Consider the following 15,242-nt stretch of genomic DNA (forward strand, 5'->3'; position numbering starts at 1 on the left):
ATATTTCAACTCCTATCTAATTCAGCATGTCTTGAAATATTTAGTAGTATTCCAATCGAACCCATATACAGTATTAAAGATGTACCACCGAAACTAATAAGTGGTAGTGGTATCCCTGTAGTAGGAATAGATGATGTAACTACTGCTATGTGGATTAGTGTTTGAATAGTTATAAGCGCAGTAATACCTGAAGCCAAAAGACAACCAAATAGATCATCTGTATTTAAAGCAATCTTTATCCCTCTCCATATCAATAGTAAATAAAGCATCATAACTGTTAAAGAACCTAGAAAACCCAACTCTTCACCAATTATAGAGAATATAAAATCATTGTATGGTTCTGGAATATAAAAAAACTTTTGTCTACTTTTTCCTAAACCCAAACCAAAAAGACCACCTGATCCAAGAGCATATAAAGATTGAACTGGTTGCCATCCAAAGGTATCTTTATACGCAAATGGATCTAAAAAAGCTTTAAATCTCATTGCCCTAAATTCTTCTCCCGATATAGCCTTATACATTCCCAATCCACCTATAGCTCCTAGTACTATTAAATGACTCCATCTCATACCAGCAATAAAAAGCATACTAATAAGCGTCAATCCTAAAGTTATGGTTGTACCAAGGTCATCTTGTAATATAATTAAGCCACAAGAAACCCCTATAATTAAAAGACATGGTAGTAAACCTTTAGCAAAATTTGTAACATCCGTTTTCCTCTTTGATAAATAATAAGCCAAAAATATAATAGAACCAATTTTAATCAAATCTGAAGGCATAAATGTTGTAATACCTATATCTACCCACCTTCTAGCTCCATTAAATTCTACACCAAGTGGAGTAAATATAAGTCCCCCAGAACCTAATGCTATAAAAAATATGAATTTAGCCATTTTTTTTAGGTTCTTGTAATTAAAATTCATGAAAAATAAAAGAGCAAATAATCCTATTATACTTGCAAATAACTGTTTCTTTAAAAAATGGTATCCATCCTCCATTTTATATATAGCATCAGGCCAACTTGAACTAAAAACCATTATTATTCCAATGAAAACCAATAGCATAGTTGATAAGAGCAAAGTAAAATCGCCAGCTCTTTTTTTTGCCATCATCAATCCTCCTTTAAGCTATAAACAGCTTCTTTAAAAACTCTACCCCTTTCTTCAAAACTCTTATACATATCCCAACTTGCACATGCTGGGGAAAGTAATACTTCATCTCCCACTTCTGATACTTTATAACTTTTCTCAACTGCTTCTTTCATACTATCTACTATATATATATTATTGAATCCATATTTATTTGCAGTTTCTTTTATTTTATTTGCAGTTTCACCTAATAGAATTAATTGTTTAACCTTACCATTAAAAGATTTGATAAAATCATCGAAACTAGTTCCCTTATCCATTCCACCTGCTATTAAAATTATTGGACCTTCTAAAGCCTCTATTGCTTTAATACTAGCATCAGAATTGGTCCCTTTTGAATCGTTAAAAAACTTCACATCATTAATAGAAGTTACATACTCTATTCTGTGCTCTACCCCTTCAAAAGTTCTCAATACATCTGCCATTATAGATGTATCTATACCTAATGACCAAGCAATGGCAATACTAGCCAAAGCATTTTCTAAATTGTGTTTTCCTGGAATCTTTACATCCTTAAAAGGTAATATTTCTATTAATTTTTCTCCATCATTTATAACGATATATTCATCCTTTATATATACACCTTTATTTAGCTCATTATTTACACTAAACCATATTATATTTGAAATTATTTCATCTTCTGCATTTCTTAATATTTCATCATCATAATTTAGTATAGCAAAGTCTTCATTATCTTGATTTCTAAATACTTTCTTCTTAGCATTAATATAATTGTCATATGTTTTATGCCAATTCAAATGATCTGGTGTTATGTTTATAATCACGCTCACTTTTGGCTTAAAATTTATAGTACTATCTAATTGAAAGCTACTAGTCTCTATGACAAATATATCTTCCTTATCAGAGTTAATAGCTTCCCAAAGTATTCCTATGCCTATATTGCCCGTCACATGACAATTATATCCAGCTTTATTTATTATTTCTCCTGTCAGTGTGGTAGTTGTGGTTTTCCCATTAGTACCTGTAATAGCTATAAACTTATTTTCAGGGATTAGCCTATATGCTAATTCTATATCTGTTATTACTTCAATATTTTTAGCCTTTGCTTCATTTATGATTGGTATTTCAAGTGGTATCCCAGGACTTTTTACTATTAAATCAATATTGTCTAATGGTAAACAATTAGTTCCAAGATATAATTTGACTGGATAATTGCTTATCTCTGATAGAAAATCCTTTAGTTCTTCTTCTTTTTTTAAATCACTTAATACAATATTTGCTCCCAATCTATTTAACGTCTTTACTGTTGATACTCCACTAATTCCTAAGCCTAATATTAGTACATTTTTTTCTTTTAAATTCAAAGAAATCACCTGACTTTCTCTTTTAGTTAATACTTACAATTCCAATTAAGCAAAATATAACCGTTGCAATCCAAAATACTGCGACAACTCTAGTTTCTGGCCATCCTTTTTGTTCAAAATGATGATGTAGAGGTGCCATTAAAAAGACTCTTTTGCCCGTCAATTTAAAAGACAATACTTGGATTATTACAGATATTGCTTCAATAAAATATATAAATCCAACTATCGGTATTACTAATGGTAGATTTAGAAGTATGGCTATGGCTGATACAGCTCCTCCTAAAGCCAAAGAACCAGTATCTCCCATAAAAACCCTAGCAGGATAAGAATTATAAATTAAAAAACCTAAGCAAGCTCCAGTCATTGCAGCAGAAAAAATAGAAATACTTGACATTCCCCAATTAAGTCCCACTAATCCGAAAAAAGCCATAATTATTAGGGTAACTCCTGAAGCTAAGCCATCTAAACCATCTGTTAAATTGACACTATTTACAGTGCCAACAACAACAAATGCTATAAATGGTACATAAAAAGGACCTAAATCAAGGAATTTTCCTTCTACAAATGGTATTATTATCTTAGTTCCTAAAACTGAAGTATTTGACTGATAAACTGCAAGGAAAACTGCCAATATAACTTGACCAATTATCTTTTGATATGGTTTTAAGCCCAGTGATCTTTCTTTCTTAACTTTTATGTAATCATCAACAAAGCCAATTAATCCAAAACCAAAAGTAGATATAAGTAAAATGAACATATCTTTGTTAATCTTTCCAAATGTAAGTACTGTTATTAAAAGTGCAATTAACATTATAACTCCACCCATTGTTGGAGTCCCACTTTTTTTCAAATGAGTTTTTGGACCATTATCTCTTACATTTTGACCAATTTTTAGCTTTCTTAATAAAGGTATCAAAATAGGACCCAATATAATGGTTATTGCAAAAGAAATAAGAATAGTCCTTATTGCATCTGTGTATTCAACCATTGTTCTTTCTCCTCTCTAGTAAGTGAAACTAATTTTCCATGTCTTTTAGTATATCAAGGACAATTTGTCTTTCATCAAATGGCAATACTTCGTCTTTAATGATTGTATATGTTTCATGTCCTTTTCCAGCTAATAATATAATATCTTTTGGCTTAGCATTTTCAATAGCATATCTAATTGCTTCTCTCCTATCAACAATAGATATATAATTTTTGCTTACCTTTTCTACACCTTCGATTATATCTTCTATTATTTTTGCTGGATCTTCATTCCTAGGATTGTCTGAAGTAACAATTGAAAAATCAGCATGCTTAGCAACTGTTTCACCCATAATCGGTCTCTTTGTCTTATCTCTATTCCCACCTGCTCCAAATAATGTAACTACTCTTCCTTCTGCAAACTGTTCAATAGTAGTCAATACCTTTTCAAGTCCATCTGGAGTATGAGCAAAATCTATAATAACAGTAAAATCTCTATTTGTAGGAACAATTTCAAATCTACCCTTTACACCTTCGACCATTTCTAAGCCATCTCTAATATCCTCTAGACCAATATCATAAACATAACCACAACTAGCTGCAGCTAATGCATTATAGACACTAAATTCTCCTGGTATATTTAGATGAATATCTATTTTTCCCTTAGGTGTATTTAAAGTAAATTTTACTCCTTCTAAGTGGTAGTCAATATTTGTAGCAAAAATATCAGATTCTTTTTCAATTCCATAAGTAATAGTAGGAGTGTTTAAATTAGCAATTCTATTTACGATTTCAGCACCATAACTGTCATCATTATTGATAATATTTGCTCTTTTAGTCATAAAGAAAAGTTTTAATTTTGCCTCAAAATAATTTTCTAAGGTTTCATGATAGTCTAAATGATCTCTACTTAAGTTTGTAAAAACGCCTACATCAAAATTACAATCTTCAACTCTTTTTAAATCCAACGAATGAGATGATACTTCCATTACACAACTATCAACATTTGCATCTACCATATCTCTTAAGCTTTTTTGAATAATTGTAGATTCTGGAGTAGTATTTTCTGTCTTAATAAGTTCACCGTCTATAATATTGCCAATAGTACCTATTATACCCGTTCTTTTACTACTCTTCTCAAATATACTCTTTATTAAATAAGTAATAGTAGTCTTTCCATTAGTTCCTGTTATTCCAATCATATCCATATATTTAGAAGGATTTCCATAAAAATTTGCACTTACTTTAGATAAACTAGCCCTACTATCCTTTAACTTAATAATAGTAATATCCTCTTTAACTTTTACATCATTTTCCACTATAATAGCTGTGGCACCTTTATTTATAACTTGTTCAATATAATCATGTCCATCTGATTTAAATCCCTTAATAGCTACAAATAAATAGTCATTAGATACAACTCTTGAATCAAATGCAACACCTGATATTTCTTTTTCTAATGATCCTTTTATTTCTTCAATTTCAAGTCCATTCAAGACTTCTTTCAATATCATGTTTTTCACCTCTGTAAATAAAATTAATTAAAAGGCAACTGATTAGTCGCCCTTTAATATATTACTCTTTAATATCTGATAATTCAACTTCAATTATAATATTTTCTTCTAATTCAGTACCTGGATTAGGAAACTGCTTAGTAACAATACCATTTCCATTAATATTATATTTTAATTTTAAACCATCTAATGTTTTTATCACTTCATCTTTCTTTTTACCCATTATATCAGGCATCAAATTAACTTCCTTTTCATTCCTCTTCATATTTAAGTATAAATCTATAATAGAGCCTTTATTCACTTCTGCACCAGGTAGTGGAAACTGGTCAATTACAACTGATTCCGATGTAATTTCAGTAGTTTCAGTATTATACTTAAAGCCAAGATCTGTCAACAACTTTCCAGCCTCAGCAATATTTTTATCTCTAACATCAGGAACAGAAACTTTTTTGTTATATTCCTCTAGCTCTTTTTCTGTATACTCTGGTTCTACATTTAAATATTCAAGACTTTCTTTAATTAACCCACCTGTTACAGGACCTGCAACTAATCCTCCATAATAAGCTCCATTACTTGGCTCGTCTATAATTACCAATACAGCAAGCTTAGGATCATTTGCTGGAGCAACTGCTGCAAAAGAAGCAATATATTTTCCTTGTGCATATCTTCCATCAATAACCTTTTGAGCAGTTCCTGTTTTTCCTGCAACTCTATATCCCGGTACATATGCTTTACTACCTGTTCCATCAGAAACAACTGATTCTAATATACCCATTAAAGTCTTAGAAGTATCTGGTGAAATAACTTTTCTTCTAATCTCTGGTTCAAAAGTATGAACAGTATTTCCCTCATTATCTATCAATTCTTTTACCAATCTAGGTTTCATCAAGTTACCACCATTAGCAACTGATGAAATCGCTGTTATCAATTGAATTGGTGTTACTGCAATTCCTTGACCATAAGATATAGTTGCTAAATTAACTTCCTTAATATTTTTAGGATTTGATGGTATAATACCTGCCTGTTCTCCAGTTAAATCTATACCTGTATTCTCACCAAATCCAAAAGCCTTTATATACTTAAGCATTCTTTCAGCACCTATACGCCTTCCCAAATTTACAAAAACTACGTTACATGAATTTTGTACTCCTTGAGTAAATGTTTGTTCACCATGTGGATTGTAATATCTCCAACATTTAAGCTTTGCACCTGGTATATCTTTTATGTATCCACCACAATAGAAATGACTATCTGGAGTTACCACATTTTCTTCTAAACCTATTGCAGATGTTATTATCTTAAATGTAGAACCAGGTTCATATGAATCATTTATTGCAAAATTTCTCCACATATTATACCATTCTTTTTCTAATTCCTCTTGTGATAAACCTTCCCAACGCTCTTTTGTGCTTTCATCTAATGGCTCTCTAGGATTGTTCGGGTCAAAATCAGGTTTTGAAGCCATAGCTAATACATCCCCTGTACTAGGTTCCATTACTATTATGGACACATTCTTAGCTTTGTTTTTTACAAGAGCTTCCATTGCAGCTTTTTCTGCAAAATGTTGTATAGTCTCATCTAATGTCAAAACTGCATTTAACCCATTTGTAGCCTCGTACAATTTTTCACCACCATATGGAAGTTGCATTCCCTTAGCATCAGTTGTTTTTACCCACTTGCCAGGTGTCCCATTTAAATATTTGTCAAAAGTCTTCTCAATTCCATATAAACCTTTGTTATCAATATCAGTAAAACCTATTATATGACTTGCAAAGCTACCATATGGATAATATCTCTTATTGTCATCAACTATTTCAATCCCTTTTAAATTTGCTTTTCTAAGTTCATTTGCCTCCTCTTTGGTAATCCACTGCTTTATTTTTTCTACCCTTCTTCTTTTGGTTATTTTCTCATAGACTTTAGCTTCATCAATATCTAATATCTCTGCTACTACTTTTGCTGTTTTTTCTGCATCTTTTATATCAGCTGGACTACACCAAACAGTATAAGAACTAATACTAACAGCTAATTTTTTACCATTCCTATCATATATTATACCTCTTTTAGCTTTCACTTCAATATCCTTTGTCCACTGCTCTAAAGCACCTTTTTTATACTCTTCACCTTTTACTATTTGAATATATCCTAATCTAAGTGTTAACCCAAATGTTATAAAAGATACCATAAAAAAAATAATAACTAATCTTTTTTTCATCTTATTGCTAGGTGATGACATTAAACTACCCTCCTAGAAAATTTTTAGTACTATATTAACAATGTCTTTGAAATATTTTACAATTAGAAGTTCTTCTTCTGCTACTTCCTCATCACCAATGTTACTATTTACTGATACATAAACAATTTGGTCTTTCGTTGGATAATCCATTCCAAGTTTTGTCCTTGCATCTTCCTCTATTTTTATTGAATTCTTTACTCTATCTAATTCCGTTATCATATCTTCTTTTTCTTTTACTAATTTAACTTTTTCATTCTCTAGTTTTGTTATCTCTAATCTAGTCTTAGTAATACTTGCATATTTTAAAAGTACTAACATACATAGTAATAAAACTATAATTGCAGATGTGAAAAGTTTCAACTTGTTTTTTACTTTACTTTTATTTTTGTTTTTAACTACCTTTTTCCTTTTAACTTTATTTTTATTTCGACTATAATCATAACATTCCTCTTTTCTAGCTACTAACAAATTTATTCACACCTCCTTAAATTTAGAACACTAAACTTTTTCACCAATTCTAAGCTTCGAACTTCTTGAACGAGGATTATTCTCTATTTCTTCTTTGCTTGGTAAAATCGGTTTTCTTGTTACAATCTTAAGCTCTCTTTTCTTGTCGCACATACAAACTGGAAACTCCTTAGGACAAATGCAATCTTTGTTTAATTCTCTAAAAGTTTCCTTTACTATCCTATCCTCTAAAGAATGAAAAGTAATAATACAAATTCTACCACCTTTTTTCAATCTACTATTCGCTTTAATAATTGCCTCTTTTAAAATCTCTAACTCCCTATTTACTTCTATTCTAATTGCTTGAAATGTCTTTTTTGCTGGATGGTGACCTGTCTGACGAGCTCCCTTAGGTATAGCTTTCTTTATAACAGTTACTAATTCAAAAGTTGTATCAATTGGACTTAATTTTCTCTCATTTACAATAAATTGTGCAATTCTCTTTGCCCATTTTTCTTCTCCATAATCCCATAGTATTCTCTCTAGCTCCCTCTCATCGTATCTATTGACTACATCCCATGCTGATATATCTTGAGTCCTATCCATTCTCATATCAAGAGTTGCATCTGTTTGATAAGAAAACCCTCTTTCACCTTCATCTAACTGATGTGACGAAACACCTAAATCTAAAAGTACCCCATCAATTTCTTCAATATCTAATCTGTCAAGAACAGATACTAGGTTTATAAAATTATCGTGAACTATAGTAACTCTATCTTCGAAAGGAGCCAATTCAGCCTTAGCCTTTTTTATTGCATTTAAATCTTGATCTATGCCAATAAGTTTTCCATCTTTTAGTCTCTTCACTATTTGTTTAGAATGACCTGCTCCACCTAGTGTACCGTCTACATATATTCCATTTTCTTTAATCTTTAATCCCTCTATAACTTCATCAAGTAATACAGGAATGTGTTCAAAATTCAAATTATCATCTCCTGACACTTCTATATTCCTAATTCTGCCATCTTCTCGGCAATACTTTCATAACTTAAACTATCATCTTCATTGTACATATCCCATTCAGTCTTACTCCATATCTCAACTCTTGTAGAAACTCCTATTATTACGGCCTCTTTTTCTAGTTTTGAATGCTCTCTTAAATTTGCAGGTATCAATATTCTTCCTTGTTTATCTAACTCACATTCAGTTGCACCTGCAAAAAAGAACCTTACAAAAGCCCTAGCATCTCTATTGGTTAGTGGAAGTGATTTTAACTTTTCTTCTAATACATTCCATTCTTTTTGGGGATAAATAAACAAACAATTATCTAGCCCTTTTGTCATTATAAAAGCTGGACCTAAGCCATCTCTAAATTTAGATGGAATTATAATTCTTCCCTTAGTATCAAGACTATGTTGATATTCCCCGATAAACATACCACTCACCCCAAAAGTGTTTCACATTTTACCACTTCTCACCACTTTACACCACATATACTCTATTCTATATTAGTTTTTAAAATCCTTCTATTATTTTAATTTTTTTTAAACTTTTTATAGTCCTTTATTACTATTTTTCGACATTTTTATTATATATAAAGTTTTTTATGTCGCATTAATATTAGGCAAAAAAATAAAGTAGAAAATTTCTACTTTATTTTTATATAGTATTAGCTTTTTTTCTTCTATAAATAAATACTAATATTGCACCAATTATACTAAGTATGCTTATCAATTGAGCAATACGGATAGGCCCTAACATTAAACTATCTGTTCTCAAACCCTCTATAAAAAACCTTCCTAATGAATATAGTGCTAAATATAGTAAGAATGTCTCTCCACTTACTTTTGACTTGTTTTTTCTATACCACATTAGATAAATAAAAACTCCAAGATCCCATATAGATTCATATAAAAAAGTTGGATGAACCTTTACACCGTCTATAATAATCCCCCAAGGAAGATCCGTTGGAGTACCATGTGCTTCTTGATTAATGTAATTTCCCCATCTTCCAATGGCCTGCCCTAGTATTAAACTGGGAGCACATATATCTGTAATTGTCCAAAAATCTAGTTTTCTCTTCTTGCTAAATATTATAACTGTGATAACTGCAGCAATGATTGCTCCATGTATGGCTAAGCCTCCTCCTCTAAAATGAAGGATATATTTAGGATTTTGGCTAAAATAATCCCAAGTAAAAGCAACATAATATAATCTAGCACCCAAAACAGAAAGTGGTATAGCAAAAAGTAGTGCATCAATTAAATCTTCTTCATCAAATCCTATCCTTCTAGCTTCTTTAAAGGCTAAAAAAGCACCTATGATTATGCCTGTGGAAATAATTATTCCGTACCATCTTACATCTAATCCAAATATAGTGAAGGCTACTGGATTCATATTAGCCCCCCTTTCTCAATTTATACAATATAATATAGCACAAAACTTAGTATTTTTAAAGTAATTAAACTGGTTTTACAACTGATAGTACATAATTATCACCGTTAAAATGCGTATGCAATCTACTTAAAACATCTTCATAAGTAATTTTTTCGAAAACATCTAAGTAATTTAAAAATAGAAAATCAATAAAATAATAATTCACAAAATTGTTAGCAATATATTCCACTGAATTAAACCCCATTAAATTAGAACCTATGCTTTTCTTTTTAATTCTGTAGAAATCTTCCTTTGACAATCCACTATTTTTCAAAGTTTTAATATATGAAATTATTTTTTCTGTTACAACTTCTGGCTTATTAGATTGACCAGATATAATCGAATGCCCATAATGCTTATATCCAGAATATTGTCCTCCAAAACTACCATCAATCAACCCTTCATTGTATAATTCTTGATAAAACTCTGAACTCTGACCAAATAACATATCTAATAGTATATCTGTTTCTATTTCTTTCTTGATAAATTCTTCTCCAACACAGTTGATATTCTCATCTTTAAAACCTATTGCAAATAGTGGCATTGATGTAATCAATCTTTCTTCTATATAGTTTTCTAATACACCTTTCTTTTCCTCGGGATATATACGAATTATTTTTTCTTCACTATCAAAATCTTTTCTCTCTACACTCTCTATCGCATCTATTGACTTCTCATAGGATACATCTCCAACAAGTACCAATACCATGTTATTCGGATTGTAAAATGTATTATAACATTTGTATAATGTTTCCTTATCAATATTATGTATAGTTTCAATAGTTCCTGCTATGTCTATTTTAACTGGATGTTCAAAGTACATTCCCCTTAAAGTGTTAAAAAACACTCTCCATCCAGGATCATCTTCATACATTTTTATTTCTTGAGCAATAATTCCCTTTTCCTTTTCCACATTTTCATCAGTAAAATATGGTTTTTGTACAAACTTTATTAATAGTTTTAGGCTATCATAAAAATTATCAGTACATGAAAAAAGATATGATGTCTGATTAAAGGTTGTATAAGCATTTACATCAGTTCCAAGCTTGGAAAACTGATCAAATATATTCCCCTCTGGTTCCTCAAACAATTTATGTTCTAAAAAATGAGCTATACCTTCTGGCACTTGAATTACTTCTTTCTCATTTATAGGAATAAACTTATTATCATTAGAACCATAGTTAGTTGCAAAAATAGCATGTTTTTTATTATAACCTTTCTTTTGAAGAATATATACTTTAAGTCCACTGTCTAGTTGCGTAAAAACTGCTTCTTCCTTAATCTTATCGTTTTTATAAACCCTTTTATCCAAAATTTTACCTCCTATCCCTCTAGCTTTTTATTTCGTAAAAAATATATAGTATCTAAACTTAAACTATTTGAAGCATTGACAATATCCTCTTTATTAACTTTTAATAGTTCTTCTATATCTTCTTCTAAAGATTTATTATCATTGGATAAAACTTTACTTAGGAAAAACTCTCCTATTAAATAGTTGCTATCTACAATAGATTTCATTGGATTTATTAAGCCTTTTTTGGAAATTTCTATATCTTCATCGGAAAAATCACCATTTTTCATATCATCAATTTCTTTTCTAATCAACTCAATAGTCTTCTCAAAATTAATACTGTCAATTCCTGCATCAATTATCATTATAGATTTATATTTATATACTTTAGAATTAATATAATATGCTAAACTTTCTTTTTCTCTAATAGTTCTAAATAGCTTTCCATTAGGCCCTCCTCCTAATATATGATTAGAAATCAATACTGAATTATAAAGAGGATCTTCATGTGCAACACTAGACCTATAACCAATTACCATTTTCCCTTGATTTACATCCATTTCCTCAAAAACCATATTTTTAGTTTGAATATCACTTGCTATTTTTTCTCTTTGTATATCTAAAATAGTTTTCCTATCAACTGCAAAAATATCTTTAAGTTCTCCAATAAAGCGGTCCTCATATTCACCTACATAAAATATTTCAATTGGTGATGTATCCAAAATTGTTTTATAACGATCATACAAACTAAATTCATCTATGCTTTTTAAATCCTCAATATATCCATATTCATAAACACTGTACTTTTCATTTTTGCACATTTCTTCTATACATCTATCAACAGCATATAATCTTTTATCATTTATCTTTCCTTCAATAGCCCTTTTTAATATTTCCTTTTCTTGTTCTACGTATTTGTGACTAAATGAACCATCTTCAAGATGTGGATTATATATAAGCTCTTTTAGAAATTTAACCACTTCTAAAAAATAATCTTTATCACTTACAAAACCTCCCTTAGGGCTTTCAATTGTAAATCTTAAAACATGCCTTTCTCCTCTCTTGTTAATATTGATATTTAAGTTTGAACCATATAATTCTTCAAGTTTTCTTTCAATATCCAATTTAGTTTTTAGTTTACTTGTTCCCCTCTTTAAAACTAATGGGATTAAAGCATTCATAGTAGCTTCTTTTCTATTTAAAGGCATAATCAAGTAAATACTAATTAAATTTGATTTGAATTTATTGGATTTGATTAGATTTAAATTCATGCCTTTCCCTATACTGATTCTGTCACTATACAACAATGCATTCATACCTCCTTAATCATATTTATCATTATTTTACCCATATTATCTAAAAACATAGGTTACTAATAATTATATGAAAAAATCCAGTCCTAAGACCGGATTTAGTCATCTTTCTCATCCTTTGTTGCTTTTTTTAATATTTTATCAATTTCGCGAGAATATTCTTTTATATCCTTTCCTTTGATTAGATCTTGAGCTATAGTATCAAGCTTTTCAAATGATTTTTCATCATTTAAAATATAAACGCCTTTTGCTTCAGGTTCAATTTGTAACACTACATTTTTTATCATATCTTTCATCTCATGAGAAAATTCAACATCCTCACTCAGCTTAACAGCAACAATAACCTGTTCATTGTATATGATTGCTGTTGCATCTTCCACTCCTAATAAATCAACTACGTCATCAGCAATACTTTCTGCTCTTTCTACTAATTCATTGCTAGCTTTTGTCGGCATATTTGCTGTTACATTTTGCCCTATTTCTTCCTCTTCATTTTCAGTGTTTTCTTTTTTACACCCACAAATTGTCAAAGTTAATACTAATACCATTAAAATCGAAAAAATAATTTTAATATTTTTCTTCTCCATTCTGATACCTCCTTATAAAATGTATTATTCCTTATTTTAGAAAAATTATAAAACTTATTTATTATATATAGAATTAATCTAAGTTTATTGTTAAAATGTTATTGTCATTGAATAAACAATTTTGATAATGTATAATTGTTTTGTGATAAAGATTATTTAAGTTTGAAAGGAAGATTGAAATGAAACTAGGTATCGTAGGACTACCAAATGTAGGAAAAAGTACTCTTTTTAATGCCCTTACAGCTGCAAAAGCAGATGCAGAAAATTACCCATTTTGCACAATTGAACCTAATGTCGGCATAGTAGCAGTACCAGATAATAGATTAGATGAATTAGCAGAACTTGTTAATCCTGAAAAAATCACTCCTGCCACTGTTGAATTTTTTGACATTGCAGGTCTTGTAAAAGGTGCAAGTAGTGGAGAAGGACTAGGAAACAAATTTCTTTCACATATTCGTGAAGTTGAAGCTATCGTTCATGTAGTTAGATGTTTCCAAGATGAAAATGTAACCCATGTTGAAGGTGGTATAGATCCAATTAGAGATATTGATATTATTAACATTGAACTTATGTTAGCTGATTTAGATATTATAAGCAAAAGAATGACGAAAGTAGAAAAAAACATAAAAGCTGACAAAAGTTATATAACAGAATATGAATTGTTAAAGAAAATAGAAAAGTCTATTTCTGATGGGAAATCACCAAGAAATCTAGAGCTTTCTGATGATGAATTAAGTATACTAAGAGATTTACATCTTCTATCTTTTAAACCTGTATTGTATGTATGTAATGTTTCTGAAGATGACTTAGTAGATAAGAACATGAACAATCCTCAAGTAAATAGGGTTAAGGAACATGCTAAACAAGAAAATTCAGAAGCTATTGTAGTTTCTGCAAAAATAGAATCAGAAATATCTCAACTTGATAAAGATGAAAAAGAAATGTTTTTAGAAGAATTAAACCTTGAGGAATCTGGTTTAGATAAACTAATAAAAGCTAGTTACAATCTGTTAGGCTTAATGAGTTTCTTAACTGCTGGTCCAAAAGAAGTAAGAGCATGGACTATCAAAATAGGAACTAAAGCTCCTCAGGCTGCAGGCAAAATCCATACTGATATGGAACGAGGCTTCATAAGAGCAGAAGTCATTAATTATAAAGATTTGATCCAATGTGGTGGACATGTACACGCTAAAGAAAAAGGACTTATTCGTTCAGAAGGAAAAGATTATATTATGCAAGATGGAGATGTAGTAGTATTTAGATTTAATGTATAAAAGCCTAGGGTATCCTAGGCTTTTATATTAAAAAATGTCTATAGTTTTATTTGTCAATTGATTGTACTATTTTAACGGAAGCACTAGCTCCAAGTCTACTTGCTCCAGCTTCAATCATTTTTATAGCTGTATCATAATCTCTTATCCCACCTGAAGCCTTGACTCCTAATCTATCTCCAACTGTTTTTCTCATCAATTTTACATCTTCTACAGTAGCACCACCTGTACTAAATCCTGTAGAAGTCTTCACAAAATCTGCTCCAGCTTCTTTTGAAAATTCACAGGCTTTTACTTTTTCGTCATTATCTAAAAGACAAGTCTCAATAATAACTTTTACTAAAGCTTTTCCTTTAGCTACATCAACTACTGCCTTTATATCTTCTTTAACTACATCATATTTTTTACTCTTTAATGCACCAACATTTATAACCATGTCAAGTTCATCAGCACCATTTTTTATGGCTTCCATAGCTTCAAAAGCTTTTACTTCCTTTGGAGTACTTCCCAATGGGAAACCTATAACAGTAGCAATTTTAACATTGCTTCCCTCCAATTGTTCTTTAGCTAAATCTACATAATATGGATTTACACAAACTGAGTAAAAATCATTTTCCTTTGCCTCTATGCAAAGAGTTTTAATCCCTTCTTCTGTAGCATCTGGTTTTAAAAGAGTATGGTCTATCATTCTATTTAAATTTTTCATCA

Annotated in this window: 14 protein-coding genes; 1 reads left to right on the forward strand and 13 read right to left on the reverse strand. The window is 30.3% G+C overall.

The features are described 5' to 3' along the window. Positions 1-5 precede the first annotated feature (5 nt). From ftsW to BQ9840_RS02830, 12 genes are all read right to left on the reverse strand, one after another. Positions 6-1,109, reverse strand: coding sequence for a putative lipid II flippase FtsW (gene ftsW, locus BQ9840_RS02775; protein ID WP_077367831.1), 1,104 nt, complete (start codon positions 1,107-1,109; stop codon positions 6-8). A gap of 2 nt (positions 1,110-1,111) precedes the next feature. Next, positions 1,112-2,473, reverse strand: coding sequence for a UDP-N-acetylmuramoyl-L-alanine--D-glutamate ligase (gene murD, locus BQ9840_RS02780; protein WP_077367833.1), 1,362 nt, complete (start codon positions 2,471-2,473; stop codon positions 1,112-1,114). Positions 2,474-2,495: 22 nt separating this feature from the next. Then, on the reverse strand, positions 2,496-3,461 hold the full coding sequence (gene mraY, locus BQ9840_RS02785; RefSeq protein WP_077367835.1) for a phospho-N-acetylmuramoyl-pentapeptide-transferase: 966 nt from the start codon (positions 3,459-3,461) through the stop codon (positions 2,496-2,498). Between the two features lie 28 nt (positions 3,462-3,489). Continuing rightward, entirely contained in the window at positions 3,490-4,953 is a 1,464-nt protein-coding gene (locus BQ9840_RS02790; protein WP_077367837.1) for a UDP-N-acetylmuramoyl-L-alanyl-D-glutamate--2,6-diaminopimelate ligase, read from the reverse strand. A gap of 61 nt (positions 4,954-5,014) precedes the next feature. Further along, a complete protein-coding gene (locus tag BQ9840_RS02795) occupies positions 5,015-7,189 on the reverse strand; it encodes a stage V sporulation protein D (protein ID WP_077367839.1) in 2,175 nt (724 codons plus the stop codon). A gap of 12 nt (positions 7,190-7,201) precedes the next feature. Then, positions 7,202-7,657 carry a cell division protein FtsL gene (locus BQ9840_RS02800; protein WP_077367841.1) on the reverse strand — a complete coding sequence of 152 codons (456 nt, stop codon included), beginning with the start codon at positions 7,655-7,657 and terminating at the stop codon, positions 7,202-7,204. Between the two features lie 30 nt (positions 7,658-7,687). Beyond that, entirely contained in the window at positions 7,688-8,620 is a 933-nt protein-coding gene (gene rsmH, locus BQ9840_RS02805; protein WP_077370079.1) for a 16S rRNA (cytosine(1402)-N(4))-methyltransferase RsmH, read from the reverse strand. Positions 8,621-8,640: 20 nt separating this feature from the next. Continuing rightward, positions 8,641-9,072 (reverse strand): division/cell wall cluster transcriptional repressor MraZ, encoded by a 432-nt coding sequence (gene mraZ, locus BQ9840_RS02810; RefSeq protein ID WP_077367843.1) that lies wholly within the window; start codon positions 9,070-9,072, stop codon positions 8,641-8,643. A gap of 223 nt (positions 9,073-9,295) precedes the next feature. Next, positions 9,296-10,033: a prolipoprotein diacylglyceryl transferase gene (gene lgt, locus BQ9840_RS02815; RefSeq protein WP_077367845.1), complete on the reverse strand. Its 738-nt coding sequence runs from the start codon at positions 10,031-10,033 to the stop codon at positions 9,296-9,298. A 64-nt stretch (positions 10,034-10,097) separates the two neighbouring features. After that, complete coding sequence (gene yfmH, locus BQ9840_RS02820; RefSeq protein ID WP_077367847.1) at positions 10,098-11,384, reverse strand: EF-P 5-aminopentanol modification-associated protein YfmH; 1,287 nt, start codon at positions 11,382-11,384, stop codon at positions 10,098-10,100. 11 nt (positions 11,385-11,395) lie between these two features. Beyond that, positions 11,396-12,679 carry an EF-P 5-aminopentanol modification-associated protein YfmF gene (gene yfmF, locus BQ9840_RS02825; RefSeq protein ID WP_077367849.1) on the reverse strand — a complete coding sequence of 428 codons (1,284 nt, stop codon included), beginning with the start codon at positions 12,677-12,679 and terminating at the stop codon, positions 11,396-11,398. Positions 12,680-12,774: 95 nt separating this feature from the next. Beyond that, positions 12,775-13,263: a YhcN/YlaJ family sporulation lipoprotein gene (locus BQ9840_RS02830; RefSeq protein ID WP_077367851.1), complete on the reverse strand. Its 489-nt coding sequence runs from the start codon at positions 13,261-13,263 to the stop codon at positions 12,775-12,777. Positions 13,264-13,442: 179 nt separating this feature from the next. On the opposite strand from BQ9840_RS02830, the gene ychF reads away from it, so the two are divergent. Beyond that, entirely contained in the window at positions 13,443-14,537 is a 1,095-nt protein-coding gene (ychF, locus tag BQ9840_RS02835) for a redox-regulated ATPase YchF (RefSeq protein WP_077367853.1), read from the forward strand. Between the two features lie 46 nt (positions 14,538-14,583). On the opposite strand, the gene deoC is transcribed toward ychF, so the two are convergent. Then, the gene (gene deoC, locus BQ9840_RS02840; RefSeq protein ID WP_077367855.1) at positions 14,584-15,240 is read right to left on the reverse strand and encodes a deoxyribose-phosphate aldolase; all 657 of its coding nucleotides are present in this window, start codon (positions 15,238-15,240) and stop codon (positions 14,584-14,586) included. Positions 15,241-15,242 lie beyond the last annotated feature (2 nt).

The organism is Anaerosalibacter sp. Marseille-P3206 (assembly GCF_900155565.1).
GTDB lineage: Bacteria > Bacillota > Clostridia > Tissierellales > Sporanaerobacteraceae > FUHM01.